Consider the following 26,297-nt stretch of genomic DNA (forward strand, 5'->3'; position numbering starts at 1 on the left):
GGCACACTCGCCGCGCATCGCCGTAAATCCCGCGAAAAACGCCCAAAACAAATGGCCGTTTCAACCAGCCGACAAATGCTGCGCGGCCCGTGCCCGTCACCGGTCGAAATTTTCTGAAACACTGCTTGAAAAGATGGGGGACTCTAATCGTTAAAGATGCGGTCATCCCCGGCCGTTATCAGCGTGTAGACCTCGGAAGATCATTTTTTGACGCGCGCGATTCAGCTAGACTGCTGTTCCTTCAGATGAATGAATCGTTGCGCGTGACTCGCAAGCGACCGAACGCTGCTTCCCTCGCATGTGCCAGCCGGTGCACACGGATTCCGAGCGCATCCCGCGCCGATCCGACGCCGCCCTGGCGTGCGCTTGGGAATGCATGGGTTATGGATCGCGAAAGGACAGACGAAATGCGGTGGTACGACTCATATGTCTGGTGGCGGCGCTCGCGTGCTGGATTCACGCGCGCAGCTATCCGCCCGAAGCGTTTCGTTGACTCAGTCATCTTTTTTGTTTTCGGCTGCCTGCTGCTCACGCAGGCATCGGCAGGTGAAAACGTGCTTCGCGTGCTCGCATGGCCCGGCTATGCCGACGCCGACGTCGTGAAGCAATTCGAAGCGCGCTACCACGCGAAGGTCGAAGTCACGCTGGTCGATTCCGACGAAGCGCTCTGGGACAAGATGCATCAGGGCGCGCAACCGCAGTTCGACGTGCTCGCGGCGAATACGGCTGAAATCCAGCGCTACGGGCACGACAATCTGCTCGCGCCGCTCGACCTCGCGAGCCTGCCGAACACCCGCCGTCAGCTGCCGCGCTTTCGCGCGCTGTCTTCCATCGACGGGATCACGCGTCATGGCACCGTCTACGCGATCCCGTTCACGTACTCGACGATGGGTCTCATCTATGACCGCAAGCAGGTGAGCGGCGTCCCGCATTCGATGAACGAACTGTGGAATCCGCGCTATCGCGGCAAGGTGCTCGACTACAACAGCGCGCAGCACAATTTCTCGTTCACCGCGCTGGCGCTCGGCTATCCGGACCCGTTCAGGCTCAACGGCGCGCAGATCCAGACGATCACGCGCAAGCTGATCGACCTGCGGCGCAACCTGCTGACCTACTACAACCTGCCCGAAGAAGCCGCCGCGTTCTTCGTGCAGCACAAGGCCGCGCTGATGTTCGGCAACTACGGCACGCAGCAGGTCGAGTTGCTGCGCCGCGCGGGCGCCGACGTCGGCTACGTGATTCCCGACGAAGGCGTGCTCGCGTGGCTCGACTGCTGGTCGATGACGAGCGCCGCGGCAAACCGGCCACTTGCGCTCGCGTGGATCAACTACATGCTCGAGCCTGACGTCAGCCGGCTGCTGACGCAGCGCCAGGGGCTCGCGAACACGCTCAGCGAATCGCCCGGCAACACGGAAAAGAGCCATATCGTCTGGATCCATCCCGTCGAAGACATCCAGAAACGCGAGCTGCTGTGGAGCAGGATCGTGTCCGGCGACCGCCCGGAGCGCTTCTGATGATGCGCCCCGGCCTTACGTTCAAGCTTTCGGTGCTGCTCGCGCTGATCGGCGTGCTCGCGTCGGGCACGACGGGCTACTACGCGTATCGCGCGAACCGCACGATGCTCGTGCATGAAGCGGAGCACAGTCTGCTGACGTCGACGGAACTGCTCGGGCAGCGCTTCACGGCGGCCATCAACGATATCGCCGCCGATGCGCTGGTGCTCTCGACGATGCCGTCGGCCGCGAACGTCGCGGCAACCGACGACGGCACGTCGCCGCAGAACCCGATGCGCGACCGGCTCGCACAGGTGTTCGCGAGCTTCATCACGCAACATCCCGAGTATCTGCAGTTGAGGCTGATCGCGCGCAATCACTATGGGCTGGAGCTGATCCGTCTCGACCGCGAATCGGGCGGCGGCGTGCGCGTGCAGGAGAGCGCGTTGCAGGAAAAAGGCCAGTTCGCGTATGTGTTCGACACGCTCGCGCTGCCGCCGGGACGCATCTACGTTTCCCCCATCACCGTCAACCATGAGCACGGCGCGCACGCGGCAGAAGGCAAGCCGACGCTGCGGGTCGGCACGCCCGTGGCCGACGCGCGCGGCGACGTGGTCGGCGTGATCGTCATCGACGTCGATCTCGCGAGCCTGCTGCGGCTCTCGCAGGCCGACCTGCCGTCCGACTATCAGGTCTATCTCGCGAACGAGTGGGGCGATTTTCTCGTGCATCCCGATCCGGCGCAGACCTTCGGCTTCGACAAGGGCCGGCGAGTCTTCATGCAGGACAGTTTCGCCGCGACCCGGCCGCTTTTCGAGCAGTCGACGGCACCCGTGCTGATGAATGGGCTCACGCAGCCGAACGAAGCGGACGGCCATGTGTTGACCTTCGTGCGCCGGCCATTCGGTGAATCGCAAGGCAACCGCTTCATCGTGCTCGGACTCGCGAAGCCGCTGCACAATGTGCTCGTCGGCGCGAACATGCTGGGCGACAGCATCGTGCGCATGGTGCTAATCTTCAGCGCGTTCGCGATCCTGCTGGCGATTCTCTTCGCCCGCGCGCTGACGCGCCCGCTGCATACGCTCGCGGACGCCGCCACGCATTTCTTCTCCGAGCACACGATGGTCGCGTTGCCGCTCAAGCGCACGGACGAAATCGGCGTGCTCGCGCGCTGCTTCGAACGCATGCGCCGCGAGATCCGCGTGCAGATGGACGAGCTGCACAGCAAGCAGCACGAGCTTGCGCACCTCGCGAGCCACGATGCGCTCACGGGTCTGCCGAACCGGATGCTCTTCATGCAGAAGCTGCAGGAAGCGATCGACGTCGCGAAGATGAGCGGCGAGCGCCTCGCCGTGCTGTTCATCGACCTCGACCGCTTCAAGCAGATCAACGATCAATACGGTCATTCCGTCGGCGACGATGTGCTCGCGATCGTCGCGCGGCGCCTGCAGCATGTGCTGTACAGCGGCGACATGGTCGCGCGGCTGGGCGGCGACGAGTTCATCGTGCTCGTCAAAGGCGAGCGCTCCGCCGATGCGGCGCCCGCGATCGCCGCGCGCATCGTGCGCACGCTCGACGACGAAGTGATGATCGACGACCAGCCGATGACGGTCGGCGCGAGCATCGGCATCAGCCAGTTCCCGGCGGACGGCGACTCGGCCGAAGCGCTTCTGCTCAACGCGGACGCTGCGATGTACGCGGCGAAATCGGTCGGCTCGGGCGCATGGCTTTCGTACAGCGAGCTGATCGCGATGCAGCGCGCGCGGGACGGGCGCGACACGTGTCGATTCGATAGCGAGCCCGAGAAAGTCGAGCCCGCCGCGGATGGCGCCGACGCGATCGCATAGCGCATAACAGGGCTCTCCCCAGCGGCATGCTTCTTGCAGGAGCTTGCACGTCACAGCGGAAAGGAGAACCCGATGACCTTGGCCATTTATCTGATCGGCTGGCTGATTTTCATTGGCGGTGTGTCGTGGGCACTCGTCAGCATGCACGTCGCGCAACACTACGTCGCGATCGTCGCCGTCATCCTGCTTGGCATCGGCGTGGTCACGGGCGCGACCCGCGCGCGCGGCCGCGACCGCTCTTGATAGCGTCCGGCGCGCGACACAGGCGCGGCGGCAAGGCACTTTGCACGCGCCGCCGTGACATTTCCCGACATAGTTTTTGAACTGACTTGGCGGGCTGGTTCTTCTACGATTTGATCCGTCGCCACGCTGCATTCGCAAGTGGCCCGAACCGTGAAGGACACCGCCGTGAACATCCGCTCGCAATTCTTCTCCTCGTTTTCTGGTCTGCTGAATCGTTCGGCATCGACGCTCGCGCGTGGCGTATCGCGCCGCGTCGCCGTCGCGGCGGCAGCCGCCGTGGTCGGCGCGGGCGCGTCGCTCGTCAGCGTGCCCGCGTGGGCCGGCTGGTACGGGCACGGCACGGCGTACACGTCGCGCGGCGAATATAGCGGCGCGCACGGCGGCTATTGCAGCGGCGGCACCTGCAATCACGCGGGCGGCGTGGCGGGTCCCTACGGCGGTGTGGCGACCAACTCGGGCAGCGTCACGCGCACGGCGCCTGGCCAGTTCTCCAATTCGGGCACGGCCTACGGTCCGAACGGCCGCTCGGTCGCGCATTCGGGCGACACCAGCTGCGCGGGCGGCACGTGCTCGCACACGGGCTCGATGACGGGCTCCGATGGCCGGACGGCTTCGACGTCGGGCTCGGTGACGCGCGACGGCGCTGGCCAGTACTCGTCGTCGGGCTCGGTGACGACGGGCAACGGCAACACCTACAACCATGCGGCATCGACGAATTGCGGCGGCTGGACCTGCTCACGCTCGGGCACGGTGACGGGCAGCAACGGCGGCACGGTCACGCATTCGGGCAGCGCGACGAGCGTCGCGCCTGGCGTCGTGGTGACGTCGGGCAGCGCGACGGGCACGCACGGCAACACCGTGACGACGAGCGGCACGGTCGTGCACGGCGGCACGGTCACGACGGGTGGTACGACCGTCGTGACGGGCACCACGACAACGGTGGGTGCGGCCGTCGTCGTGCCGCCGCCGCCGACTTCGACGGTGGTCGTCGCTGCGCCCGTGCCCGCGCCGGTGGTGGTCGCGCCCCCGCCGCCCCCGCCCGCAGTCGTCGTCGCACCGGCTCCCGTGGTCGTGCCGGCTCCCGTCGTCGTGCCGCCGCCCCCGCCGCATGTCGTGGTCGTCGCGCCGCCGCCGCCCCCGCATGTCGTGTATGTCGCGCCGAAACCGCGCGTCGCTGTCTGGGTTCCGGGACATTGGATCGGCCGTGTATGGGTGCCCGCACACTGGGCGTAAGCGGGCATCAAAGCCAGGCAGTGAGGTTCGAAAGCACGAACGGCGCGGTGAGCGCCGTTCGTGCTTCTGCTTCTGGCGAACGAAACGAAACGGAACCAACGGAGCGAGGCGAAGCGGACAGGACGTGCGATCCGCCGCGCTTCACGCCGCGTCCGTCTTCCCGTCAGGCAATGGGTTCGATGCCTCACTCAATGCCATTGGATGGCGGCTCCGGCAGCGCCAGGTGCGATCCAGACAAACCCTGATTGCTGCGTCAAAAGCGTCGCTGATATCGTGCGCAGGACGTGTGGAAGCGCTTCCACCCGAAGACTTCCATCCCGTCTTACCGTGGTGTCTCATCGACGAATCCAACCATCAAACGAGAGGAGGTCCCGTGGCACACGATGCAGTGGCACCCGGCAGCAGTCCGCAAAGCGATCCCTTCACGCCGTCTGCCGATTCGGTGCTCTGGCGCAAGGACTTTCTGCTCGGCGCGGCGACGGCCTCGTATCAGATCGAAGGCGCCGTCAACGAGGACGGCCGCTTGCCGTCGATCTGGGACACCTTCTCGGCCACGCCCGGCAAAGTGCTCGCGGGCGACACGGGCGAGGTGGCCTGCGATCACTATCATCGCTGGGAGAGCGATGTCGAGCTGCTCGCGCGGCTGAACTTCGAGGCATACCGTCTGTCGGTCGCGTGGCCCCGCGTGATGGACGAAGCGGGGCGTCCGAACCGCAAGGGCCTCGAGTTCTACAAGCGGCTGCTCGGCAGACTGAAGGAGAAGGGGCTGAAAACCTTCGTCACGCTCTACCATTGGGACTTGCCGCAGCATCTCGAAGATCGCGGCGGGTGGCTCAATCGCGAGACTGTCTATCGCTTCGCCGATTACGCGGACCTGATGAGCCGCGAACTGTCGGGGCATGTCGATGCCTGGATGACACTCAACGAGCCGTGGTGCTCGGCGTTCCTCGGCTATGGCAACGGCCATCATGCGCCGGGGCATTCGAATCTGCGTTACGCGACGCAGGCAATGCATCATCTGCTGCTCGCGCATGGGCACGCGACCGAGGTGCTGCGCACGAATGATCCGGCGTCGCTCAAGGGCATCGTCGCGAACGTCGGGCGCGGCACGGCCGCTTCGTCGAGCGAGGCCGACGAGCGCGCCGCGCATCTGTTCGAGGTCCAGCACAACGCGTGGATTCTCGATCCGCTGTTCAACGGCGAGTACCCCGCCGACTTGTGGACATTGTGGCCAGGCGCCGAGCCGCTCGTGCTCGAAGGCGATCTCGCCGCGATCGCGGCGCCGCTCGACTTCCTCGGCATCAATTATTATTTCCGCACCAACGTGAAGAGCGACGGCGCGCACGGCTTCATCGACGTGCCGCTGCCCGACGTCGAACGCACACAGATGGGCTGGGAAGTGTACCCGGACGGCCTGCGCGATCTGCTGACGGGCTTTCATCGCGCGTACCCGAACCTGCCGCCCATCTACATCACCGAGAATGGCATGGCGTCGGACGACAAGGTGCAGGACGGCCGCGTCGAGGACACGCAGCGCATCGCGTTCCTGAAGCGCCATCTCGCCGCCGTCGATGAGGCCGTCAAGCAGGGCGTCGATATTCGCGGCTACTTCGTGTGGTCGCTGCTCGACAACTTCGAGTGGGCGTTCGGCTACGAACGGCGCTTCGGTGTCGTGCATGTCGACTACGCCACGCAGCAACGCACCGTCAAGCGCAGCGGCGAGCTGGTCGCGAAGTTCATCGAGCAACGCAAAAGCAGAAACTGACACGCGCAAACGACAAGCTGGTTTGCAGTCGACCTGACAGATCGGGCATCGAGCCTGAAGGAGACGGAATGAACAGCAAAAAACAGTGGGTGTTGAAAAGCGGTATCGCACTGGCATTGGCCATCACGGGTGTCATCGCGCGCGCTGAACCATTGAAGGCCAACGTGATTCACTGGTGGACGTCGGGCGGCGAATCGGCGGCGATCCGCCAGTTCGCCGACGCGTACAACCAGGCGGGCGGTCAATGGATCGACAACGCCGTGGCGGGTGCGGACCAGGCGCGCGCGACCGCGATCAACCGCATTGTCGGCGGCGATCCACCCACGGCTGCGCAGTTCAATACGTCGAAGCAGTTCCATGACCTGATCGATCAGGGCCTGCTCAACAACGTCGATGCCGTCGCCGCGAAAGAGAACTGGGCGGCCATTTTCCCTCAATCGATACTCGACAGCATCAGGGTCAACGGTCATTACTATGCGGCGCCCGTCGATATCCACATGCCCGCCTGGTTCTTCTATTCGAAGCCGGTGTTCGCGAAGGCGGGCATCGCGGGCGATCCGAAGAGCTACGGCGAATTCCTCTCCGATCTCGACAAGCTGAAGAACGCGGGCGTGATACCCCTCGCGCTGGGCGGCCAGCCGTGGCAGGAGAAGATCACGTTCGATGCCGTGTTCGCCGATGTCGGCGGGCCGGATCTGTATCTGAAGGTGTATCGCGACCGCGACGCGAACGCGGTGAATTCCGACGCGTTCAAGAAGGTGCTCGTCGCGTTCAAGAAGCTGCACGACTATGTCGATCCCGGCTCGCCCGGGCGCAACTGGAACGACGCAACGGCGCTCGTGATCTCCGGCAAGGCCGGCGTGCAGATCATGGGCGACTGGGCGAAGGGCGAGTTCTCGGCGGCGAAGCAGGCGCCCGGCAAGGACTTCGGCTGCTTCCCCGGCTTCGGTCCGCGCTCGCCTTATCTGGTGGCGGGCGACGTGTTCGTGTTTCCGAAGACGGACAACGCGAATACGATCAAGGCGCAGAACCTGCTCGCGACCGTGATGACCTCGCCGCAGGCGCAGGTCGCGTTCAGCGCGAAGAAAGGCTCGATTCCGATCCGGCCCGATGTGGACGTGAACCAGCTCGACATCTGCGCGAAGGAGGGCATCGCGATCATGAAGGACAAGTCGCGCCAGCTGCCGAACCCGGAAATGCTCGTGTCGCCCGACGTGCAGGGCGCATTGACGGACGTCATCACGAACTTCTGGAACAAGAACCAGTCGGCCGACGATGCGCAAAAGGCCTTTGCCAGCGCATTGAAGGGCTAGGGCGCGCGATGGGGACGCTCAAGTCGCCCGCGTTGCCCGACATGACGGCGAACCCGCGACCCGCTGCGAGGACGCGCGGGCGGCCATTGCGCAAGCGCTGGCCGCCCGCCGCATGGATCGCGCTGATTCCGATGATGCTGACGGTGATCTTCGCGTACCTCGGCACGATGCTATGGACGGCGCGCGTGTCGCTCAGCAACTCGCGCACGTTCCCGTCGAACGACTTCGTCGGCCTCACGCAATACGTGCGGCTCTTTCATAACGACCGCTGGCTGGTGTCGCTGCAGCACATCGTCATTTATGGCGCGTGCTTCATCGCCGCGTGTCTTGTGATCGGCATGCTGCTTGCCATCTTCATCGATCAGCGCGTGATGGCGGAAGGCGCGCTGCGCACGGTGTTCCTGTATCCGTATGCGATGTCGTTCGTCGCGACGGGCCTCGTGTGGCAATGGATGCTCAATCCGCAGCTCGGCGCGCAGTCGCTGCTGCACAAGATGGGCTTCGCCCATGCGCGCTTCGACTGGATCGTCGATCAGGACTGGGTGATCTATACGATCGTGATCGCGACTGTGTGGCAGGCATCGGGCCTCGTGATGGCCGTGATGCTCGCGGGCCTGCGCGGCATCGACGACGAATTGTGGAAGGCCGCGCGCATCGACGGCATTCCGCGCTGGCGCGTCTATGCGAGCATCGTGATACCGATGCTCGGCCCGTCGATATCGACGGCGTTCGTGCTGCTGTTCGTCGCGGTGGTGAAGCTGTACGATGCCGTCGTCGCGATGACCCAGGGCGGCCCGGGCACCGCGAGCGAAGTGCCCGCGAAGTTCATCATGGACTACCTGTTCGGCCGCGCCAATATCGGGCTCGCGTCGGCCGCCTCGATCGTGCTGCTGGCCACCGTGCTCGCGATCCTCGCGCCGTTCCTGTATGCCCGCAGCCGCGCCGCATCGCGCAAGGAGGTGTGATGAGCACGGCGTTGCAGCCTCCCGTTCCGTCCGCCGACAGGCCGCGCCGCCGCCCGAGGCGCGGCAAGCGCATGTCTGCCGCGCGTCTCGGCGTATATGGCTTTCTGATCATCGCCGCGCTGTTCTTCCTGATGCCGCTGTACGTGATGCTCGTCACGTCGGTGAAGCCGATGGACGAGATCCGCCTCGGCAATCTGCTCGCGCTGCCGACGCACTTCACGCTGCAACCGTGGGGCGACGCGTGGCAGTCGGCGTGCACGGGGCTCGACTGCAACGGCATCCGCGTGGGATTCTGGAACTCGGTGCGCATCGTCGTGCCGAGCACGGTGTTCTCGATCGCGATCGGCGCGATCAACGGCTATGCGCTGTCGTTCTGGCGGCCGCGCGGCGCGGGCCTGTTGTTCGGCGTGCTGCTGCTCGGCGCGTTCATTCCGTATCAGGTGATGATCTATCCGATGGTGCGCGTGCTCGCGAGCGTGCATCTGTTCAGCTCGCTGCCCGGCATCGTGATCATTCATACGATCTTCGGCATGCCCGTGATGACGCTGCTGTTCCGCAACTATTACGCGGGCATTCCGCTGGAACTGTTCAAGGCGGCGCGCATCGACGGCGGCGGCTTCTGGCGCATCTTCTTTCACCTGATGCTGCCGATGTCGGTGCCCATCATCGTCGTCGCGATGATCCTGCAGGTGACGAACATCTGGAACGACTACCTGCTCGGCCTCGTGTTCGCGGGCACGAAAAACCTGCCGATGACGGTGCAATTGAACAACATCATCAACACGACGACGGGCGAGAAGATCTACAACGTCAACATGGCGGCGACGATCCTGACATCGGTCGTGCCGCTCGCGGTGTACTTCATTTCGGGTCGCTGGTTCGTGCGCGGCATCGCGTCGGGCGCGGTGAAGGGTTGAGGGAACGACATGGCAACTGCACCGAACATCGCAAACGTCGCGGTCCGCGACCTGAAGATCCAGCTCGGCGCGAACACGGTGATCGACGCGCTCGATCTCGACGTGCGCGCGGGCGAATTCGTCGTGCTGCTCGGCCCGTCGGGCTGCGGCAAGTCGACGTTGCTGCACAGCATCGCCGGGCTGATCGACGTGACGGAAGGCAGCATCGAAATCGGCGGCGAGGACATGACGTGGGCCGATCCGAAGGACCGGCGCGTCGCGCTCGTGTTCCAGTCGTATGCGCTGTATCCGACGATGAACGTCGAGCGCAATCTGTCGTTCGCGCTGCGCATCAACGGCACGCCGAAGGCGGAGATCGAGCGGCGCGTCGCGCGCGCGTCCGACATGCTGCAACTCGGCCCGCTGCTCAAGCGCAAGCCCGCGCAACTGTCGGGCGGACAGCGGCAACGCGTGGCGATCGGCCGCGCGATCGTCCGTGAAGCCGACGTGTTCCTGTTCGACGAGCCGCTGTCGAATCTCGACGCGAAGCTGCGCACCGAACTGCGCCGCGAACTCAAGCAACTGCATCAGCGCCTCGGCGTGACGATGATCTACGTGACGCACGACCAGGCCGAAGCAATGACGCTTGCCACGCGGATGGCCGTGATGAAGAGCGGCGTGATCCAGCAGTTCGGCACGCCTGCAGAAGTCTACGCGCGGCCCGCGAACCTGTTCGTCGCATCCTTCCTCGGCTCGCCCGCGATGAACCTCCTGAACGGCACGCTGCTTGCGCAGGGAGGCAGTGTGCGCTTCACGGGCGCGCAGCTCGATCTCGACGTGTCGCGCTATGCGTTCGCCGCGCAGCCCGAGATGGGCAAACCGTGCGTGCTCGGCATGCGGCCCGAGGACGTGCGCGTGCGCATCGGTGCGGACTCGAATCAACGCGGGCAAGTGTCGCTTGTCGAACCGATGGGCAACCACCGGGTTATCTGGCTCGATTATCATGGCACCCAGATAGCGTCGATCGATCAGGAGAAGACGCCCGTCGCCGTCGGCGATTCGGTCGCGTTCACGATCGACGGCGCACACCTATCGCTGTTCGACGAGGCAGGCGGCGCGCGCCTCTGAGCAGCACGCGCAACCAACCAAGCGGACGGAGACACCGTGGCGACCCTCAAAGATGTTGCGCAACGCGCGGGCGTGGGGCTCTCGACAGCCTCGCGCGCCATTTCCGGCAAAGGACCCGTGTCGGCCGATGCGGCCGCGCGCGTGAAGGCCGCGATTGCGGAACTGAACTTCCGGCCGTCTTCCATCGGCCGCGCGATGGCCACGCAGCAGCTCGGCATCATCGGGCTGTTCGTGCCGACGTTTTTCGGCTCGTATTACGGCACGATCCTCAAGCAGACGGATCTGGAGCTGCGTGCCGTGCATCGTCATGTGGTCGTGGCGACGGGCTGCGGAGAACTGACGCCGCGCGAGCAGGCGCTCGAAGCCGTGCGCTTTCTGATCGGACGCGATTGCGACGGCGTCGTCGTCATCAGCCACGATCTGCATGACGAAGACCTCGACCAGCTGCACCAGATGCACCCGAAGATGGTGTTCCTGAACCGTGCATTCGGGCAGCTTCCCGACGCGTCGTTCTGCGCGGACCACCGGCGCGGCGGCGAATTGGCGGCGGCGACGTTGCTGGCGCACGGGCACCGGCGGATCGCCGTCATTTCCGGGCCGTTCACGGCGTCCGACAACGTGGAGCGGCTCGATGGCTTCTTCGATGAACTCGCGCGCCACGGCATTGCGCGCGACACGGTGCCGCTGATCGAATCGGATTTCTCCCCCGAGGGCGGCTATGCGGCGACCTGCCAACTGCTCGATTCGAAGGTGCCGTTCACGGGGCTCTTCTGCGCGAACGACACGATGGCCGTCAGCGCGCTCGCGCGTTTCCAGCAGGTGGGCATTTCAGTGCCGGGCGATGTATCCGTGATCGGCTACGACGACGACTATTCGGCCGCGTATGCGGCGCCCGCCTTGACGTCGGTGCATATTCCGACGGCCGAGCTCACGCAGAACGCGGTGCGCTGGCTCATCAACCAGTGCTACGGAACAAAGTGGGAGATCTTTCGCGAGTATCCCGTGACGGTGACGATGCGCGCATCGGTGGGGCACGTGAAAGCGGCGTAAAAGAGGGACGCGCGGCGCCATCGAGCCGATCAACTGAATTAGCATGAGGGCTCACCAGGAGTTCTCATGCAGCCACCGCCTCTCGACAATCCCTTTCTCGAATCGCTCGCGGTCGAACTGACCGAGTGGAAAAGCGGCTACGCCGAATTCACGATGCCGATCCGGCCCGCGACGCTCAACCGCCAGCGCGTGCTGCAAGGCGGCGCGATCGCCACGCTGCTCGACGCGGCGGCCGGCTACTCGGGCGTCTACAGCGAAGGCGATCCGATTCACGCGTTCACGCTGTCGCTCACGATCAGCTACCTCGACAAGGGGCTCGGCGAGAACGTCATCAGCAAGGGCTTTCTCGAGCGAAAAGGCCGCTCCGTGTTCTTCGCGCGCGCCGAAGCCTGGGTCGATCACAAGATCCTGATCGCCAGCGCGCAGGGCGTGTTCAAGTACGCCTGAGCACCATACCCGCCGTGTTCCGCGAAGCGGCGCCGATCCCGGCCGATCGTTCGCCGATCGTCAGCGATGATGAAGCCATGTGCGCTGTGACCGGTAACATCGCGACACATTTTCGCGGCGCGCGACGGTGCATGGCCCAGGAAAGGTTGCGCGCAATCGGCTAAGATCGATGTTTCACCAGCCCATTCCGGGCCGCGCACCGTGCGAGGTCCGGCGTCTTCCCACTATCAGGAATACAGCATGGTCACATCCAGCAGCTACACCGATACCCGCCTGTTGATCAACAACGAGTGGTGCGACGCCGCCAGCGGCAAGACGCTCGACGTCATCAATCCCGCAACGGGCAAGCCGATCGGCAAGGTTGCGCACGCGGGCAAAGCCGACCTGGACCGCGCGCTGGAAGCCGCGCAGAAGGGCTTCGAAGCGTGGCGCAAGATTCCCGCCAACGAGCGCGCGGCGACGATGCGCAAGGCCGCCGCGCTGGTGCGCGAGCGCGCCGACAGCATTGCGCGCCTGATGACGCAGGAGCAGGGCAAGCCGTTCGCGGAGGCGCGCGTCGAGTTGCTGTCGGCTGCCGACATCATCGAATGGTTCGCCGACGAAGGCCGCCGCGTGTATGGCCGCGTCGTGCCGTCGCGCAACCTGAACGCCCAGTCGCTCGTCATCAAGGAACCGATCGGTCCTGTCGCGGCATTTACGCCGTGGAACTTCCCCGTCAATCAGGTCGTGCGCAAGCTGAGCGCGGCGCTCGCAAGCGGTTGCTCGTTCCTCGTGAAGGCGCCGGAAGAAACCCCGGCGTCGCCGGCAGCGCTGCTGCACGCGTTCGTCGAAGCGGGCGTGCCCGCTGGCACGGTCGGCCTCGTATTCGGCGACCCCGCTGAGATTTCGAGCTACCTGATTCCGCACCCGGTCATCCGCAAGGTCACGTTCACGGGCTCGACGCCCGTCGGCAAGCAACTGGCGGCACTCGCCGGCCAGCACATGAAGCGCGCGACGATGGAACTCGGCGGCCACGCGCCCGTGATCGTTGCGGAAGACGCGGACGTCGCGCTCGCAGTCAAGGCAGCGGGGGGCGCGAAATTCCGCAACGCGGGCCAGGTGTGCATCTCGCCGACGCGCTTTCTCGTGCATAACAGCATCAAGGAAGAATTTGCGGCGGCGCTGGTCAAGCACGCGGAAGGCCTGAAGGTCGGCGACGGTCTCGCCGATGGCACGCAGCTCGGGCCGCTCGCGAATGCTCGCCGTCTGACGGCGATGGCGAAGGTGGTCGAAGATGCGCGCGCAACGGGCGCGAAGGTCGCGACGGGCGGCGAGCGCATCGGCTCTGAAGGCAACTTCTTCGCGCCGACCGTGCTGACGGACGTGCCGCTCGAAGCCGACGTGTTCAACAACGAGCCGTTCGGCCCGGTTGCCGCGCTTCGCGGCTTCGACAAGATCGAAGACGCAATCGCCGAAGCCAATCGTCTGCCGTTCGGACTCGCCGGTTATGCGTTCACGAAGTCGTTCCGCAACGTGCACCTGCTGTCGCAGAACCTCGAAGTCGGCATGCTGTGGATCAACCAGCCCGCGACGCCGACGCCGGAAATGCCGTTCGGCGGCGTGAAGGATTCGGGTTATGGCTCGGAAGGCGGACCGGAAGCAATGGAAGCGTACCTCGTGACGAAGGCCGTCACCGTGATGGCTGTATAAGCGCGACGCATAAGCCACACGCAATAAGCGCGACCCAGGCGCGCTTCGAAGCGCCGCCCGCTGCAACGGCGGGCGGCTATCACTGTTTGTTGAATGGGAACGGCGAACGCGCGAAGGGCGCGTTCGTCGGACGAATCGAAAGCTGTCAGTAAAATTCCCGATTGGTCACATCGTCGTGCGCTTCTAGCATGGCGATCGATGCAGCACGTCCTGCTTTGCTGCATCGCCAGGCTGGCTGCCGCGCGAACTGTCTGTTGCGCGTGCCGAAGCCGCGTTTCAAATGCGGTTGCACGGCCTCGTTCTACTACTCGCTGCACTCCCGGCGCATGCAGCAATCCTCGAAATGCTCCACGAAGCGCGCGTGAAAAGAAAAACGACAACGCACGGCGCAGCGGCTGTGGCACGCCCGTTTGTCGAGTCGAACGTGTCGAACGGCAGCGCGCGAATCTCGAGACCGTCTTTGCGCCTGTGCGTTCATCACGCGTCACTGGAGAGTTTCGATGATCTTTCACGCGTCCATTCCCACGCAAAATCCTGAGCGCGTCGCGCGCACGCTAGCCGAACTGTGGGGCGGTTTTGCCGCGCCGTTTTCGCCTTTCGAGGGCGCCTGGATGGCGGTGGCGTGCGACGAGCGCGGCACGATCATCGAGACCTATCCGAGCGACCTGACCCTCACGCCCGGCGACGAGCGCGAGCCGCTCGCCTCGACGACATCCGCACGCCCGCAATACAGCGGCTATCACATGGCCGTTGCGACGCCGCTATCGGAGCAACAGGTCATCGCGATTGGCGAGCGCGAAGGTTGGCGCGCGGTGCGCTGCACGCGCGGCGACAATTTCTTCGATGTGATCGAGCTGTGGATCGAGAACAGCACGCTGATCGAACTGCTGACGCCCGAGATGCAGGCGCAGTATCTCGGCTTTGCGACGCCCGAGAACTTCCGCGCGATGGCGGCGCAGGTCCAGCAACCCGCTTCTGTTGCCGCACCGCAATGACTACACTGCGTTGAGTGCCATCACCGGGGTGCGCGATGACTCAGGCAGCCAGATTTCCCGCGTCGGTTGCGACGTTCAAAAGCGAGCATGGCTTTTCGATCACGGTCGCGAGGTTGCGCGGCCTGCTCGCTGACAAGGGCATGACGATCTTCGTCGATATCGACCAGTCCGAGGCCGCCGCGCAGGTCGGCATGACGCTGCGGCCGACGCGGCTCATCGTGTTCGGCAATCCCAAAGGCGGCACGCCCGTCATGGAGGCGAATCCGCACGCGGGATTGCTGTTGCCGTTGAAGGCCCTCGTATGGGAAGACCAGGCGCGCGCGACCTGGCTCGCCATCGACGACATCACGCAAGCGCTCGTCGGTGGTTATGGGCTGGACGCGCCGCTCGTCGAGCCGCTTGCGAAAGCGAAGGCGCTGATCCAGATGGCGGCGGCGCGCGATCCCGTGTGACGGGCAGCGCCCGTGCTTCGTCGCGCAAGCTTGCGGGTCGCATCGATCAGTGTCGCGAAGCCACGCGCATGACGCGCGCAAGGCCGAACGTCACGCAGATGCCGTCGTGTTCCATCCGTGCGCCTAGCGGTTGACCGCGCCTGACCCGATCGCCACTGCCAGCAGCGCTTCGAGCCCGTCCGCGCTGGCAAGCCCCGTAATCGAGCCGACCTTGCGTCCGCTGCCGTCATAGGCGACGGTGAACGGCAACGCGCCGCGCGTATCGCCTTCGCGCAGCATCGTCGCGATGCCGCCCATGCCCGCGAGATAGAGCGGGTAGTTCATCCCATAGTCTTTTGCGAACGCGCGCACGGCGGGCGCTTCGTCGAGGGCCACGCCGACGAACTGCGCGCTGCCGCGGTACTTCTCCTGCAGCGCGACGAACTCGGGCACTTCCGTGCGACACGGTCCGCACCACGGCGCCCAAAAATTGACGACGAGCGCATGTCCCCGATAACGGTCGAGCGATTCGAGCTTGCCGTCGAGCGGCTGCAATTGCGTCTGATAGATGGCAGCGGGCGTCGCGGGCGCGGCCGCGAACGCGGGCGCGGCGAGCAGGCAAACGGCTGCAACGCACGCCGCGAGTGTTGTGACGAATTTCATGTCCGACGAAATCTCCGTGGCTTCTGTAAAAGATCGCCGAGCATACGAGCGCGAGCGCATGCGGCCAATGCTCGCGCGATTCGACTTCCTGCCCGATCGGCTCATCGTTCGCCGTTTGACGCCGCGAACCGCGATCGACGCGGCACCCAAAAAAGGAAAAAGACGGAGGTGCAATAGAAAAAGATGCATAGGCCGCCGCGCGTTCCGACGAGCGCAGCGCGTTATCTCGACGCCTGCTCGCCTTGCGTATCGCGGTCCCATGTCTTCAGGCACTTGCCGAGAAATTGCGCGAAGCCATCGGCGGGCGGCGACAGCGAACGGTCCACGGGCCGATAGATGCACACCTCGCGAATCGTCTCGGGATCGACGACGCGCCGCATCGCGAGACCGAACGTCTGCGCAAGCGGCTTCACATAGGCAGGCGCGAGCGTGACGGCGAGCCCCTGCGCGGCGAGACCGAAGGCCGTCGTCACGTTGTCGACCACTTCGACGGGCGCGATCCGCGCATCGGAAGGCTGATCGGCGAGCATTTGCGCGACGCTCGCTTCATGATCGCGGCCCGTCGCGATGATGGGCGTGCCGCGCAGGTCCTGCCAGCGCAGACGCCGGCGGCGCGCGAGCGGATGACTGGCCGCGCACCACAGCACCCACGGGCTTCTGAAAACCGCTTCGCGCTGCACGCGGTCGCCCGTCGCGCGATCGGGGCCGACGGCGAGATCGACGTCGCCGCTCGCGACGCGCTCCACCAGTCGCTCGACATCCGTGTCCACGACGCGCACCACGACCTTCGGTTTTTGCGCCGCATAGCCCGCGATTGCATACGGCATCGCCGTGCTCGCCAGCACGAGCGGCGCGCCGACGCGCACGATGCCCGCCGCGCGGTTGCGGATATCGCTTGCCGTCTGCTCGGCGGCGCGCACATGCCGCAGCACGGATTCCGCCGATGGGAGAAAATCGCGGCCTGCCGAGGACAGGCTCACGCGCCGCGTCGTCCGGTCGAATAGACGAAAGCCGAGTTCGCGCTCCAGTTCCGCGAGCAACTGGCTGACAGCGGACGACGTCAGCCCCAGCCGTTGCGCCGCTGCGGCAATGCCGTTCTGATCGACAATCGCGAGAAACGCCTCGAATTGGCGTATGGTGACGCGTGTGAGGGCCATCGTCGGATTCTAAAGCTAAACTTACGAATCATCCAAAATCGATTGATTGTGACGGGACGGGCTTTTCGCCGACACTGGTCCCCACGCGTTCATGCCTTCACGACCGCTCGCAGTTTCACGCATCTGAACACCGATAGAGACACAGCCATGTTCGAACACATACCCGCCTATCCCGGCGACCCGATCCTGAGCCTCAACGAGGACTTCCAGCGCGATCCGCGCACGAACAAGGTCAACCTGAGCATCGGCATCTACTTCGACGAAAACGGCACGCTGCCCGTGATGTCGGCCGTGCGCGAAGCCGAGGCCGCCGTCGTCGCGCAAGGCACGCCGCGCTCGTATCTGCCGATGTCGGGCCTGCCGCAGTACCGCGACGCCGCGCAGGCGCTGGTGTTCGGCGCCAGCAGCGAGGCGCGCGCCGCGGGCCGCATCGCGACGGTGCAGACGGTCGGCGGCTCGGGCGCGCTGAAGGTCGGCGCGGATTTCCTGAAGCGCCACTTCGCGGGCTCGCAGGTGTGGCTGAGCGATCCGAGCTGGGAAAACCATCGCGTCGTATTCGAAGCGGCGGGGCATACCGTCAACACGTATCCGTACTACGACGACGCGACGGGCGGGCTGCGCTTCGAAGCGATGCGCGACACGATCGACGCATTGCCTGAACGCAGCATCGTGCTGCTGCATGCGTGCTGCCACAATCCGACGGGCGTCGATCTGACCGTCGAGCAATGGCGCGAACTCTTGCCCGTGCTGCAGCGACGCAAGCTGATCGCGTTCGTCGACATGGCTTACCAGGGCTTCGGCGACGGTCTCGAAGAAGATGCCGCGTGCGTGCGCATGCTCGCCGCGTCCGATGTGCCGCTGATCGTCGCGAATTCGTTCTCGAAGAACTTCTCGCTCTATGGCGAGCGCTGCGGCGCGCTCAGCGTGGTTTGCAAGGACGCGGCCGAAGCGCAGCGCGTGCTCGGCCAGCTGACCTTCACGATCCGCGCGAACTACAGCAATCCGCCGATGCACGGCGCGCGCCTCGTCGCGGGCGTGCTCGGCGACGCGAAGCTGCGGGCGTCGTGGGACGACGAGTTGCGCGTGATGCGCGATCGCATACATGAGATGCGCCATGCGATTCACGAAGGTCTCGCCGGCCGCGTCGATGAAGTGATGCGCGCGCGCTATGTGGCGCAGGTCGGCATGTTCACGTACACGGGTCTGTCGGCGGAGCAGGTCGAAACGCTGCGCGTCGAGCATGGCATCTATCTGCTGCGCTCGGGACGCATGTGCGTCGCCGGCCTGAATCGCGGCAACGTCGCGTATGTGGCGTCGGCGATCGCGGCCGTCGCGGGATCCGGCGCGCGCGCATAAGGAGAGCGGCATGGAGGAGCGAGACACGCAAGCCGCGCCGCCGATGCATCCCGACGAGTGGCTGGCGCGCGTTCAATTGGCCGCCTGCTATCGCGTCTTCGATATGCTGGGATGGACCGAGCTGATCTACAACCACATCACCGTGCGTCTGCCCGAAGGCTTGACGGGCGGAGCGAAGCAGTTCCTGATCAATCCGTTCGGCCTGAATTACAGTGAAGTGACCGCCCGCAATCTCGTGAAGATCGATGCGCAAGGGCGCATTCTGGACGGCTCGACGTATCCTGTGAACCCCGCGGGATTCACGGTGCACGCAGCGCTGCATCAAGGCATACCCGATGCACATTGCGTGATGCATACGCATACGACGGCGGGCGTCGCTGTCGCATGCTCGGAGGACGGCTTGCAGCAGACGAACTTCTACAGCGCGCAGTTGCACGAGCGCGTCGCGTATCACGACTTCGAGGGCATCACGATTCATGCTGAAGAAGGGCCGCGCCTCGTCGAGCATATCGGCGACCGGCAGGCGGTGATCCTGCGCAATCACGGACTGCTCGCGTGGGGCGAGACATTGCCGCAGACCTTCGCGATCCTGTGGACGCTCAATCGCGCGTGCGAGATCCAGGTGGCGACGTTCGCGATGGGCCGCCCGCGCTACGTGCCGCAAGCGATCGCCGAACAGTGCTCGCGCGATGCACTGCAATTCGACGCGCGCTACGGCGCGGGGCAGGACGTCTTCGACGCGCTGGTGCGCAAGGTCGATCGAATCGACGCGAGTTACAAGGACTGACTACGGGGACGACGAACCATGAAGGTATGCATTTACGGCGCGGGTGCGATCGGCGGATGGATGGGCGTGAAGCTCGCGCAGGCGGGCTGCGAGGTGAGCGTGGTGGCGCGCGGCGCGACGCTCGATGCGTTGCGTGAACATGGGTTGCGCCTCGTCGAGAACGGCGTGACGCACGCGGTCAGCGTGCAGGCGAGCGACAGGCCCGAAGCGCTCGGCGCGCAGGATCTTGTGATCGTCGCGGTGAAAGCGCCTGGCATGGCGGCCGTCGCACAGCGTAGCGGGCCGCTGCTCGGCAAGGACACGCTGGTGCTGACGGCGATGAACGGCGTGCCGTGGTGGTTCTGCGACGGGCTGCATGGCGAGTTCGCGGGCGCACGTCTCGCGTCCGTCGATCCCGATGGCTCGATTGCCGCCGCGATTCCGGCTGAGCGCACGCTGGGCTGCGTCGTGCACGCGAGCTGCCGCGTCGATGCGCCGGGCGTCGTCGCACATCATCAGGGGCGCGGACTGATCGTCGGCGAAGCGCAGGGACATCCGAGCGAGCGCGTGAAATCGCTCGTCGAACTGCTCGTCAAGGCGGGCTTCGATGCAAGCGCATCCGGGCAGATCCAGCGCGATGTCTGGTACAAGCTGTGGGGCAACATGACGATGAACCCGGTGAGCGCGATCACGGGCGCCACCACGGACAAGATTCTCAGCGACCCGCTCGCCCGCGACTTCGTCACGCGTGTGATGCTGGAGGCGAAAGAGATCGGCGCGCGCTTCGGCATTCCGATCGAGCAGGCGCCCGAGGATCGCCACGCCGTCACGCTGAAGCTCGGTGCGATGCGCACGTCGATGCTGCAGGACGTCGAGGCGGGCAAGGCCGTCGAGCTCGATGCGCTGGTGGGCGCCGTGTGCGAGCTCGGCGCGCTGACGGGTGTCGCGACGCCGTACGCGAATGCGCTGTTCGGGCTCGCGCGTCTGCATGCGCGCGCACGCGGGTTGTATCCTCAGGCCTGAACACACGTTTTCAACTTCCCTGCACTGTGCGTCAAAGCATGAAATTTACCGATCTGTCGTCGCCTGCATTTTTCGAAAACCCCTATCCGTTCTACGACAACATCCGCCGCGCGGGCGCATTCGTGCCGCTCGCGCCGAACGTGATGCTGACAGGCCGCCATGCCGTCATCGATGCGCTGCTGCCCGACCGGCGCATGGGCAAGACGTATATGCCCAGCGTAATCGCGCGTTATGGCGAGAGCGCGCGCGAGCAGCCCGTGTTTCAGGCACTCGAGCGCACGTTCCTGATGATGAATCCGCCCGCGCACACGCGCCTGCGCGCGCTGCTGATGAAGGCGTTCAACGCGCGGCAGATCGAGACGCTGCGCACGATCGCGGAAGAAACAACGGACAGCCTGATCGACGCGATGCGCGGCAAGCGCGAGGTCGATCTCGTGAGCGAGTTCGCGATGCCGCTGCCGTTGCAGATCATCTGCCGTCTGCTCGATCTGCCCGTCGAAGAAGGCAAGCGCTTCGGCGACGCCGCAAGCCTGCTCGTGTCCGCGTTCGATCTCGCGCCGCTGTCGGCCGACGCGCTCGCGCAGGCCAACCGCGCGGCGCTCGATCTCGAACAGTACTTCGGCGCAGTGGTCGCGCAACGCCGCGCAAGGCCGGGCAGCGATATCGTGTCGTCGCTGATTCAGGCGGAAGAGGGCGGCGAGCGTCTTTCAGAGGCGGAGATCGTGTCGAACGTGATCCTGTTGTTCGTCGCGGGACACGAGACCACGTCGAACATGCTCGGCAATGCGCTGATCGCGCTGCACCGGCATCCGGCGCAACTGGAGCGCCTGCGCGCCGAGCCGTCACTGGTTGCGCAGGCGGTCGCCGAGTGTGCGCGCTACGACACGGCAGTGCAGATGGTCGTGCGCACCGCGTTCGACGATATCGATGTCAATGGCCAGACGCTTGCACGCGGCTCGATCGTGTTCATGCTGCTCGGTTCGGCGAACCGCGACCCGGAGCGCTTCGAGGCGCCCGATACGCTCGATATCGAACGTGAGCCTTCCGGGCATCTGCTGACGTTCGGCGCGGGCATTCACTATTGCCTGGGCGCGCGCCTCGCGATGATGGAGCTTGAAATCGCGCTGCAAAAGCTGATGACGCGGCTGCCGCAGCTAAGGCTCACGAATCTCGATGCGCTTGCGTGGCGCAAGCGGAACAATCTGCGCGGCGTTGAAAGGCTGATCGGCGCGCTGTGATCTGACGGGGCGATGCGAAATTGCACGCGACATTGCACGCGAGATGCACGCGTGCAATCGAAACGCTCACGCCATCTCGCGTTGCCAGTGCTCCAGTTGCTCGATCGTCGTACCGGCGCCGCCGCATACGATAATCAGCACGGTCTCGAAGCGCTGCAATACTTCCGTCGGCCGGTAGGCGAGCGCCACGCTCGCGCCGCATGCTGGCTCGACCAGCACGCGATGATCGTCGACGAAGCGGCGCGACGCGTCCACGGCCTGCGCATCCGTGACCACGACGCATTCGACCGGATGCGTTTGCGTGAGCGCGAAAGCCTGTTCGCAGACCTGCTTAGCGCCAAGCGACGTCGCGACGCTCGTGATGCCCGGCAACTCGATCCGCTTGCCCGCGCGCACCGACTGCGCGAGCGACGACGCGCCTTCCGTTTCGACGGCGACGACGGGCACATCGTTCAGGCCATTGCGCCGCAAGCCTTCGATCGCACCCGCCATCAGGCCGCCGCCGCCCACGGACAACACGACGGCATCGAACTTCGCGCCCGCGCGCACGACTTCGTCGATCATCGATGCATGGCCGTGCCACAGCAGCGGGTCGTCGAACGGATGAATGAACGCGTCGTCGGGACGGGTCTGTTCGCGCGCGAATGCGTTCGCTTCCTGCCAGGTCGCGCCGTGCACGATCACGTCCGCGCCCTGCATGCGGATCAGTTCCTTCGCGCGTTCGCCCGTGCTATGCGGCACGACGACGATGACGGGCACGGACAGCGCGCGGCCCGCATAGGCGACCGCGATGCCCGCATTGCCGCCCGACGACGACACGAAACGGCGCTTGCCACGCTTCGCGTGCTCCTCGCACGCGTAGCCGATGCCGCGTATCTTGAACGAGCCGGGCGGTTGCAGCGCATCCATCTTCAGCAGCACGCGGCGGTTGAGCGTGCGGCTAAGCGGCTGGGATTCGATGAGGGGCGTGTCGATATGCAGTGTCATCGCAGTGTTGCCTGAAGCGGGTCATCGCAGGGGCATTCATGATAGCAAGCCGCGGCCGTTCGGGCTTGCAGCATGCAGCCAGAAAACAGGGCGGTTCGACGCATCGAACCGCCCGCAGCTTTTATGAGTCGGGCGTCTGCTTACTTGTGTCAGCTTACTTGCGTCCGCCTACTTGCCGGCGATCAGACTCCGGTCGCCCGTCATGCGCTCGCTGCCGCGCACCGGGCCGTCATCGAGCAGCAGCCCTTTCGTCAGCTCCAGCGCCTGACGTTCGAACAGGCGGCGGTACACGCCGTCGTCGATCCGGATCAACTGCTCATGGCTGCCTTCTTCGACGACGCGGCCCTTGTCGAGCACCAGCAACCGATCCAGCGCGCGCACCGTCGACAGCCGGTGCGCGACCACCAGCGTCGTGCGTCCGACCATCAGCCGTTCCATCGCCTGCTGGATCAGTACTTCGCTCTCGCTGTCGAGGCTCGATGTGGCTTCGTCGAAGATCAGGATCGGCGCATCGGCGAGGAACGCGCGCGCGATCGCCACCCGCTGACGCTCGCCGCCCGACAGCTTCACGCCGCGCTCGCCGACGAGCGTGTCGTAGCCAAGCGGCAGCGCGGCGATGAACTCATGCGCGCTGGCGAGCTTCGCGGCCCGCACGATGTCGTCGAACGACGCGCCTGGGCGCGCATACGCGATGTTCTCCGCGAGCGAGCGGTGGAACAGCACGGGCTCCTGCTGCACGATCGCGATCCGCTGGCGCAGCGACGCCTGCTGCACATCGGCGATGTCCTGCCCGTCGATCGTGATTCGGCCCGCGTCGATGTCGTAGAGGCGCTGGATCAGCTTGATGAACGTCGTCTTGCCCGAGCCCGAATGGCCGACGAGGCCAATCCGCTCGCCGGGCGCGATGCGCAGCGAGAAGTCGCTGTAGAGCGGCGTCCGATGCGCGCCATAGCGGAACGTCACGTTATCGAAGCGGATTTCGCCTTGCCGGATATCGATTGCGCGCGCACCCGGCTTGTCTTCGATGCCGAGCGGCTCGCGATCGAGCGCGACGAGCTCCTCCATGTCGTTGACGGAGCGTTGCAGGTTGCGCACGTGCATGCCGACATCGCGCAGATAGCCCTGCAGCACGAAGAACGTGGTCAGCGCATACGTGATGTCGCCGACGCTCGCTTCGTCGCGCAGCCACAGCAGCAGCGCCGAGCCGACAATGGCCGCCTGCATCAGCGCGAGCATGCCGCCCTGCACGCCGCCGTTGGTCGTGCCGCGCTGCCACGTGCGGCGCGTGCGCGCGCGCCATTTGGCGATCACCCGCTCGAGCCGCGCTTCTTCGCGCTCTTCCGCGCCGAACGCCTTGACGACGGCATTGCAGCTGACGGCGTCGGCGAGCGCGCCGCCCATGCGCGTGTCCCACAGGTTGCCCAGGCGCGCTGCGGGCGCGACATAGCCGAGCGACAGCGTGACCGTCACGGCAACGTACAGCAGCGAGCCCACTCCGACCACGGCGCCCATCACGGGCCAATGAATGCCGAGCAGCACGGTCGAGCCGGCGAGCATCACCAGCGACGGCAGCAGCGCGATCAGCAACGTGTCGTTGAGCAGGTCGAGCGCCCAGATGCCGCGGGTGACCTTGCGCACGGTCGAACCGGCGAAGCTGTTCGCGTGCCAGTCGGTCGAGAAACGCTGCACGCGATGAAACGCGTCAGCGCAGATCGCGCTCATCATTTTCAGCGTCATCACGATGATGCTGCGATAGACGAGTTGCCGCAGCACGGTGCCGCCGATGCCGAGCGCGACCAGCGTGAAGAACGCGGCGAGCGCCGCGTGCGAAGCGTACGAGGTGGCCGCGCTGCCGCCCGCGCCTGCCGACGTGAGCGCATCGACGAGCCGGCCCGCGAACATGGGTGTCAGCACATCGGCGAACGCGGCCATCAGCGCGAACGCCGCGATGCCGGCAACGCGCACGGGCTGCCTGTGCCAGTGATTGAAAGTGAAGCCGAGAACGCTTCTGAACGCTTGCGCGCCAAAGTCGGTTTTTTTGCTAGCCATGTGTCGCAGCGTGCGGCGCGAAGCGGCGCAGCGCTATCCAGTCAGATGATTCGAGGGCAGACGGCCAGTGCGCGCCAATGTGCGGCGGCGACGAAGAAAACTGGTTGTCTAGTAAAGGCGCGGGCCGCTCTGTGCCGGCGCGGACGGCGACCTAGCTCCGGGAGCTGATGACGCGTCGAGACACTCCGCGAGAGAAAGCGATGCACGTTATGTGCATTGAACGCCTCCCTTGGGTGATTGAGTGAATGAGGTGCTGCGGCTTGAAGATGATGCGTGAACGGATTGTAGCAAGAAAGCTTGCGTCACGTGAGCGTGTGTGTGCCTTTGACCGGACGTGAAGTGTTGGTTTTGTGCATGGTTCGCCGCGCGATCGCCGCGCATCGCAGCCCGGCATGCGCGTGCCGGATACAATGCGGCAGCGCTGAATACTCCAACTTCGCTTGCCACGCCTGGCTCAACCTGATTCGACCTCAATTCATGTCCAGTTCCACTCGGGCCTTTCTGCTCGGCCCGCTGCTCAAAGGGGTGTCCCGCTCGTTTTATTTGACGCTGCGCATTCTGCCTGCGGGCATGCGCGACCCGGTCGGCCTTGCGTATCTGCTCGCGCGCGCCGCGGACACGATCGCCGATACCGCGCTGATTCCGCCCGGGCAGCGCCTCGCGTTGCTGCTCGCGCTGCGCGAGCAGGTCAACGGCGCGACGGACGACGGCCGGCTTGCACGGCGCCTTGCCGGCGAGGTGGCGGGCCAGCAGACGCAATCGGACGAAAAGGTGCTGCTCGAATCGATTGCACCCGCACTGGACGTGCTGTCGCAACTGGACGAATCCGACCGCGCGGCCGTGCGCGAAATCGTGACGACGCTGACGACGGGCATGGAGTTCGATTTGCGCACCTTTCCCGATGAGCGTTCGGGCCGCATCGTCGCGCTGCGCGAATGGGACGAGCTGGACCGCTACACGTATCTGGTGGCGGGCTGCGTCGGCGAGTTCTGGACGAAGATGACGTATGCGCATCTGCCCGGCACGCTGAAGGACGACGCCGCGACGATGCTCGAGCGCGGCGTGCGTTTCGGCAAGGCACTGCAGATGACCAACGTGCTGCGCGACTGCGGCAAGGATCTGCGCATCGGGCGCTGCTATCTGCCGTCCGCGATGCTCGATCGCTTCGGGCTGACGCCGCAGGCGTTGCTGGAGCCGGGCGCATCGAAGCGCGCGCAACCATTGATGCATGAGCTCGTGCGCAAGTCGCTCGGGCATTTTCGCGCGGCGCTCGACTATACGCTCGTGATTCCGCGCTTCTCGCTGCGCTTGCGGCTCGCATGCGTATGGCCGATCGTGATCGGCCTCGAAACGCTGCTTCTGCTCGTCGACAACGCGCATTGGCTGGAGCCGCAGAAGGTGTCGAAGATCCGGCGCAATGCGGTGTACGGCATCATCGCGCGCTCGGTGCCCGTCGCGCTGTCGGATGCGCGGCTGCGCGAATGGATCGAACAGCTGATCGGCGATATCGAAGCGCGGCTCGCCATTGCCCGAAGCACATGAAGCGAACGAAGCGCATGGAGC

The 26,297-nt window shown here is 65.3% G+C and carries 23 protein-coding genes; 19 read left to right on the forward strand and 4 right to left on the reverse strand.

Annotated elements, in window-relative coordinates; translation table 11 throughout:
- The first annotated feature begins 407 nt into the window (after window positions 1-407).
- From J8I87_RS10350 to J8I87_RS10415, 14 genes are all read left to right on the forward strand, one after another.
- A complete protein-coding gene (locus J8I87_RS10350) occupies window positions 408-1,514 on the forward strand; it encodes an extracellular solute-binding protein (RefSeq protein ID WP_209931357.1) in 1,107 nt (368 codons plus the stop codon).
- The gene (locus J8I87_RS10355) at window positions 1,514-3,340 is read left to right on the forward strand and encodes a diguanylate cyclase domain-containing protein (protein WP_209931358.1); all 1,827 of its coding nucleotides are present in this window, start codon (window positions 1,514-1,516) and stop codon (window positions 3,338-3,340) included. The genes J8I87_RS10350 and J8I87_RS10355 overlap by 1 nt, the downstream gene beginning before the upstream one ends.
- 72 nt (window positions 3,341-3,412) lie before the next feature.
- Window positions 3,413-3,583, forward strand: a complete 171-nt coding sequence (locus J8I87_RS10360) for a hypothetical protein (protein WP_209931359.1) — start codon at window positions 3,413-3,415, stop codon at window positions 3,581-3,583.
- 171 nt (window positions 3,584-3,754) lie between these two features.
- On the forward strand, window positions 3,755-4,816 hold the full coding sequence (locus J8I87_RS10365) for a hypothetical protein (RefSeq protein ID WP_409518744.1): 1,062 nt from the start codon (window positions 3,755-3,757) through the stop codon (window positions 4,814-4,816).
- A gap of 373 nt (window positions 4,817-5,189) precedes the next feature.
- On the forward strand, window positions 5,190-6,581 hold the full coding sequence (locus J8I87_RS10370) for a GH1 family beta-glucosidase (RefSeq protein WP_209931361.1): 1,392 nt from the start codon (window positions 5,190-5,192) through the stop codon (window positions 6,579-6,581).
- Between the two features lie 68 nt (window positions 6,582-6,649).
- Window positions 6,650-7,894 (forward strand): ABC transporter substrate-binding protein, encoded by a 1,245-nt coding sequence (locus J8I87_RS10375; protein WP_209931362.1) that lies wholly within the window; start codon window positions 6,650-6,652, stop codon window positions 7,892-7,894.
- An 8-nt stretch (window positions 7,895-7,902) separates the two neighbouring features.
- Entirely contained in the window at window positions 7,903-8,859 is a 957-nt protein-coding gene (locus tag J8I87_RS10380) for a carbohydrate ABC transporter permease (protein ID WP_209931363.1), read from the forward strand.
- Window positions 8,859-9,776: a carbohydrate ABC transporter permease gene (locus J8I87_RS10385; protein WP_209931364.1), complete on the forward strand. Its 918-nt coding sequence runs from the start codon at window positions 8,859-8,861 to the stop codon at window positions 9,774-9,776. Before J8I87_RS10380 ends, J8I87_RS10385 begins: the two co-directional genes overlap by 1 nt.
- Before the next feature lie 9 nt (window positions 9,777-9,785).
- On the forward strand, window positions 9,786-10,883 hold the full coding sequence (locus tag J8I87_RS10390; RefSeq protein WP_209931365.1) for an ABC transporter ATP-binding protein: 1,098 nt from the start codon (window positions 9,786-9,788) through the stop codon (window positions 10,881-10,883).
- Window positions 10,884-10,919: 36 nt separating this feature from the next.
- Window positions 10,920-11,933, forward strand: coding sequence for a substrate-binding domain-containing protein (locus J8I87_RS10395; RefSeq protein WP_209931366.1), 1,014 nt, complete (start codon window positions 10,920-10,922; stop codon window positions 11,931-11,933).
- A 66-nt stretch (window positions 11,934-11,999) separates the two neighbouring features.
- Entirely contained in the window at window positions 12,000-12,380 is a 381-nt protein-coding gene (locus J8I87_RS10400) for a PaaI family thioesterase (RefSeq protein ID WP_209931367.1), read from the forward strand.
- Between the two features lie 240 nt (window positions 12,381-12,620).
- The gene (locus J8I87_RS10405) at window positions 12,621-14,069 is read left to right on the forward strand and encodes an NAD-dependent succinate-semialdehyde dehydrogenase (protein WP_209931368.1); all 1,449 of its coding nucleotides are present in this window, start codon (window positions 12,621-12,623) and stop codon (window positions 14,067-14,069) included.
- 500 nt (window positions 14,070-14,569) lie between these two features.
- Window positions 14,570-15,064 carry a hypothetical protein gene (locus J8I87_RS10410; protein ID WP_209931369.1) on the forward strand — a complete coding sequence of 165 codons (495 nt, stop codon included), beginning with the start codon at window positions 14,570-14,572 and terminating at the stop codon, window positions 15,062-15,064.
- Window positions 15,065-15,099: 35 nt separating this feature from the next.
- Window positions 15,100-15,516 (forward strand): DUF302 domain-containing protein, encoded by a 417-nt coding sequence (locus tag J8I87_RS10415; RefSeq protein WP_209931370.1) that lies wholly within the window; start codon window positions 15,100-15,102, stop codon window positions 15,514-15,516.
- Between the two features lie 123 nt (window positions 15,517-15,639).
- Here J8I87_RS10415 and J8I87_RS10420 read toward each other — a convergent pair whose 3' ends face one another.
- Both J8I87_RS10420 and J8I87_RS10425 read right to left on the reverse strand, forming a co-directional pair.
- Complete coding sequence (locus J8I87_RS10420) at window positions 15,640-16,158, reverse strand: TlpA disulfide reductase family protein (RefSeq protein ID WP_209931371.1); 519 nt, start codon at window positions 16,156-16,158, stop codon at window positions 15,640-15,642.
- 221 nt (window positions 16,159-16,379) lie between these two features.
- Window positions 16,380-17,315, reverse strand: coding sequence for a LysR family transcriptional regulator (locus tag J8I87_RS10425; RefSeq protein WP_209931372.1), 936 nt, complete (start codon window positions 17,313-17,315; stop codon window positions 16,380-16,382).
- A 147-nt stretch (window positions 17,316-17,462) separates the two neighbouring features.
- Here J8I87_RS10425 and J8I87_RS10430 point away from each other — a divergent pair, with 147 nt between their 5' ends.
- The 4 genes from J8I87_RS10430 to J8I87_RS10445 are packed head-to-tail and all read left to right on the forward strand — an operon-like array spanning window position 17,463 to window position 21,698.
- A complete protein-coding gene (locus J8I87_RS10430) occupies window positions 17,463-18,671 on the forward strand; it encodes an amino acid aminotransferase (RefSeq protein ID WP_209931373.1) in 1,209 nt (402 codons plus the stop codon).
- Window positions 18,672-18,681: 10 nt separating this feature from the next.
- Window positions 18,682-19,458 carry a class II aldolase/adducin family protein gene (locus J8I87_RS10435; protein WP_209931374.1) on the forward strand — a complete coding sequence of 259 codons (777 nt, stop codon included), beginning with the start codon at window positions 18,682-18,684 and terminating at the stop codon, window positions 19,456-19,458.
- Window positions 19,459-19,476: 18 nt separating this feature from the next.
- Window positions 19,477-20,460 (forward strand): 2-dehydropantoate 2-reductase, encoded by a 984-nt coding sequence (locus J8I87_RS10440; RefSeq protein WP_209931375.1) that lies wholly within the window; start codon window positions 19,477-19,479, stop codon window positions 20,458-20,460.
- 38 nt (window positions 20,461-20,498) lie between these two features.
- The gene (locus J8I87_RS10445; protein ID WP_209931376.1) at window positions 20,499-21,698 is read left to right on the forward strand and encodes a cytochrome P450; all 1,200 of its coding nucleotides are present in this window, start codon (window positions 20,499-20,501) and stop codon (window positions 21,696-21,698) included.
- A 66-nt stretch (window positions 21,699-21,764) separates the two neighbouring features.
- On the opposite strand, the gene J8I87_RS10450 is transcribed toward J8I87_RS10445, so the two are convergent.
- Both J8I87_RS10450 and J8I87_RS10455 read right to left on the reverse strand, forming a co-directional pair.
- Window positions 21,765-22,685, reverse strand: coding sequence for a serine/threonine dehydratase family protein (locus J8I87_RS10450; RefSeq protein WP_209931377.1), 921 nt, complete (start codon window positions 22,683-22,685; stop codon window positions 21,765-21,767).
- Between the two features lie 168 nt (window positions 22,686-22,853).
- Window positions 22,854-24,734 (reverse strand): ABC transporter ATP-binding protein, encoded by a 1,881-nt coding sequence (locus J8I87_RS10455; protein ID WP_209931378.1) that lies wholly within the window; start codon window positions 24,732-24,734, stop codon window positions 22,854-22,856.
- Window positions 24,735-25,211: 477 nt separating this feature from the next.
- Here J8I87_RS10455 and J8I87_RS10460 point away from each other — a divergent pair, with 477 nt between their 5' ends.
- Complete coding sequence (locus J8I87_RS10460) at window positions 25,212-26,276, forward strand: phytoene/squalene synthase family protein (protein WP_209931379.1); 1,065 nt, start codon at window positions 25,212-25,214, stop codon at window positions 26,274-26,276.
- Window positions 26,277-26,297 lie beyond the last annotated feature (21 nt).

Origin of the sequence: Paraburkholderia sp. LEh10, assembly GCF_017814945.1 — a bacterium.
Classification (GTDB): Bacteria; Pseudomonadota; Gammaproteobacteria; order Burkholderiales; family Burkholderiaceae; genus Paraburkholderia.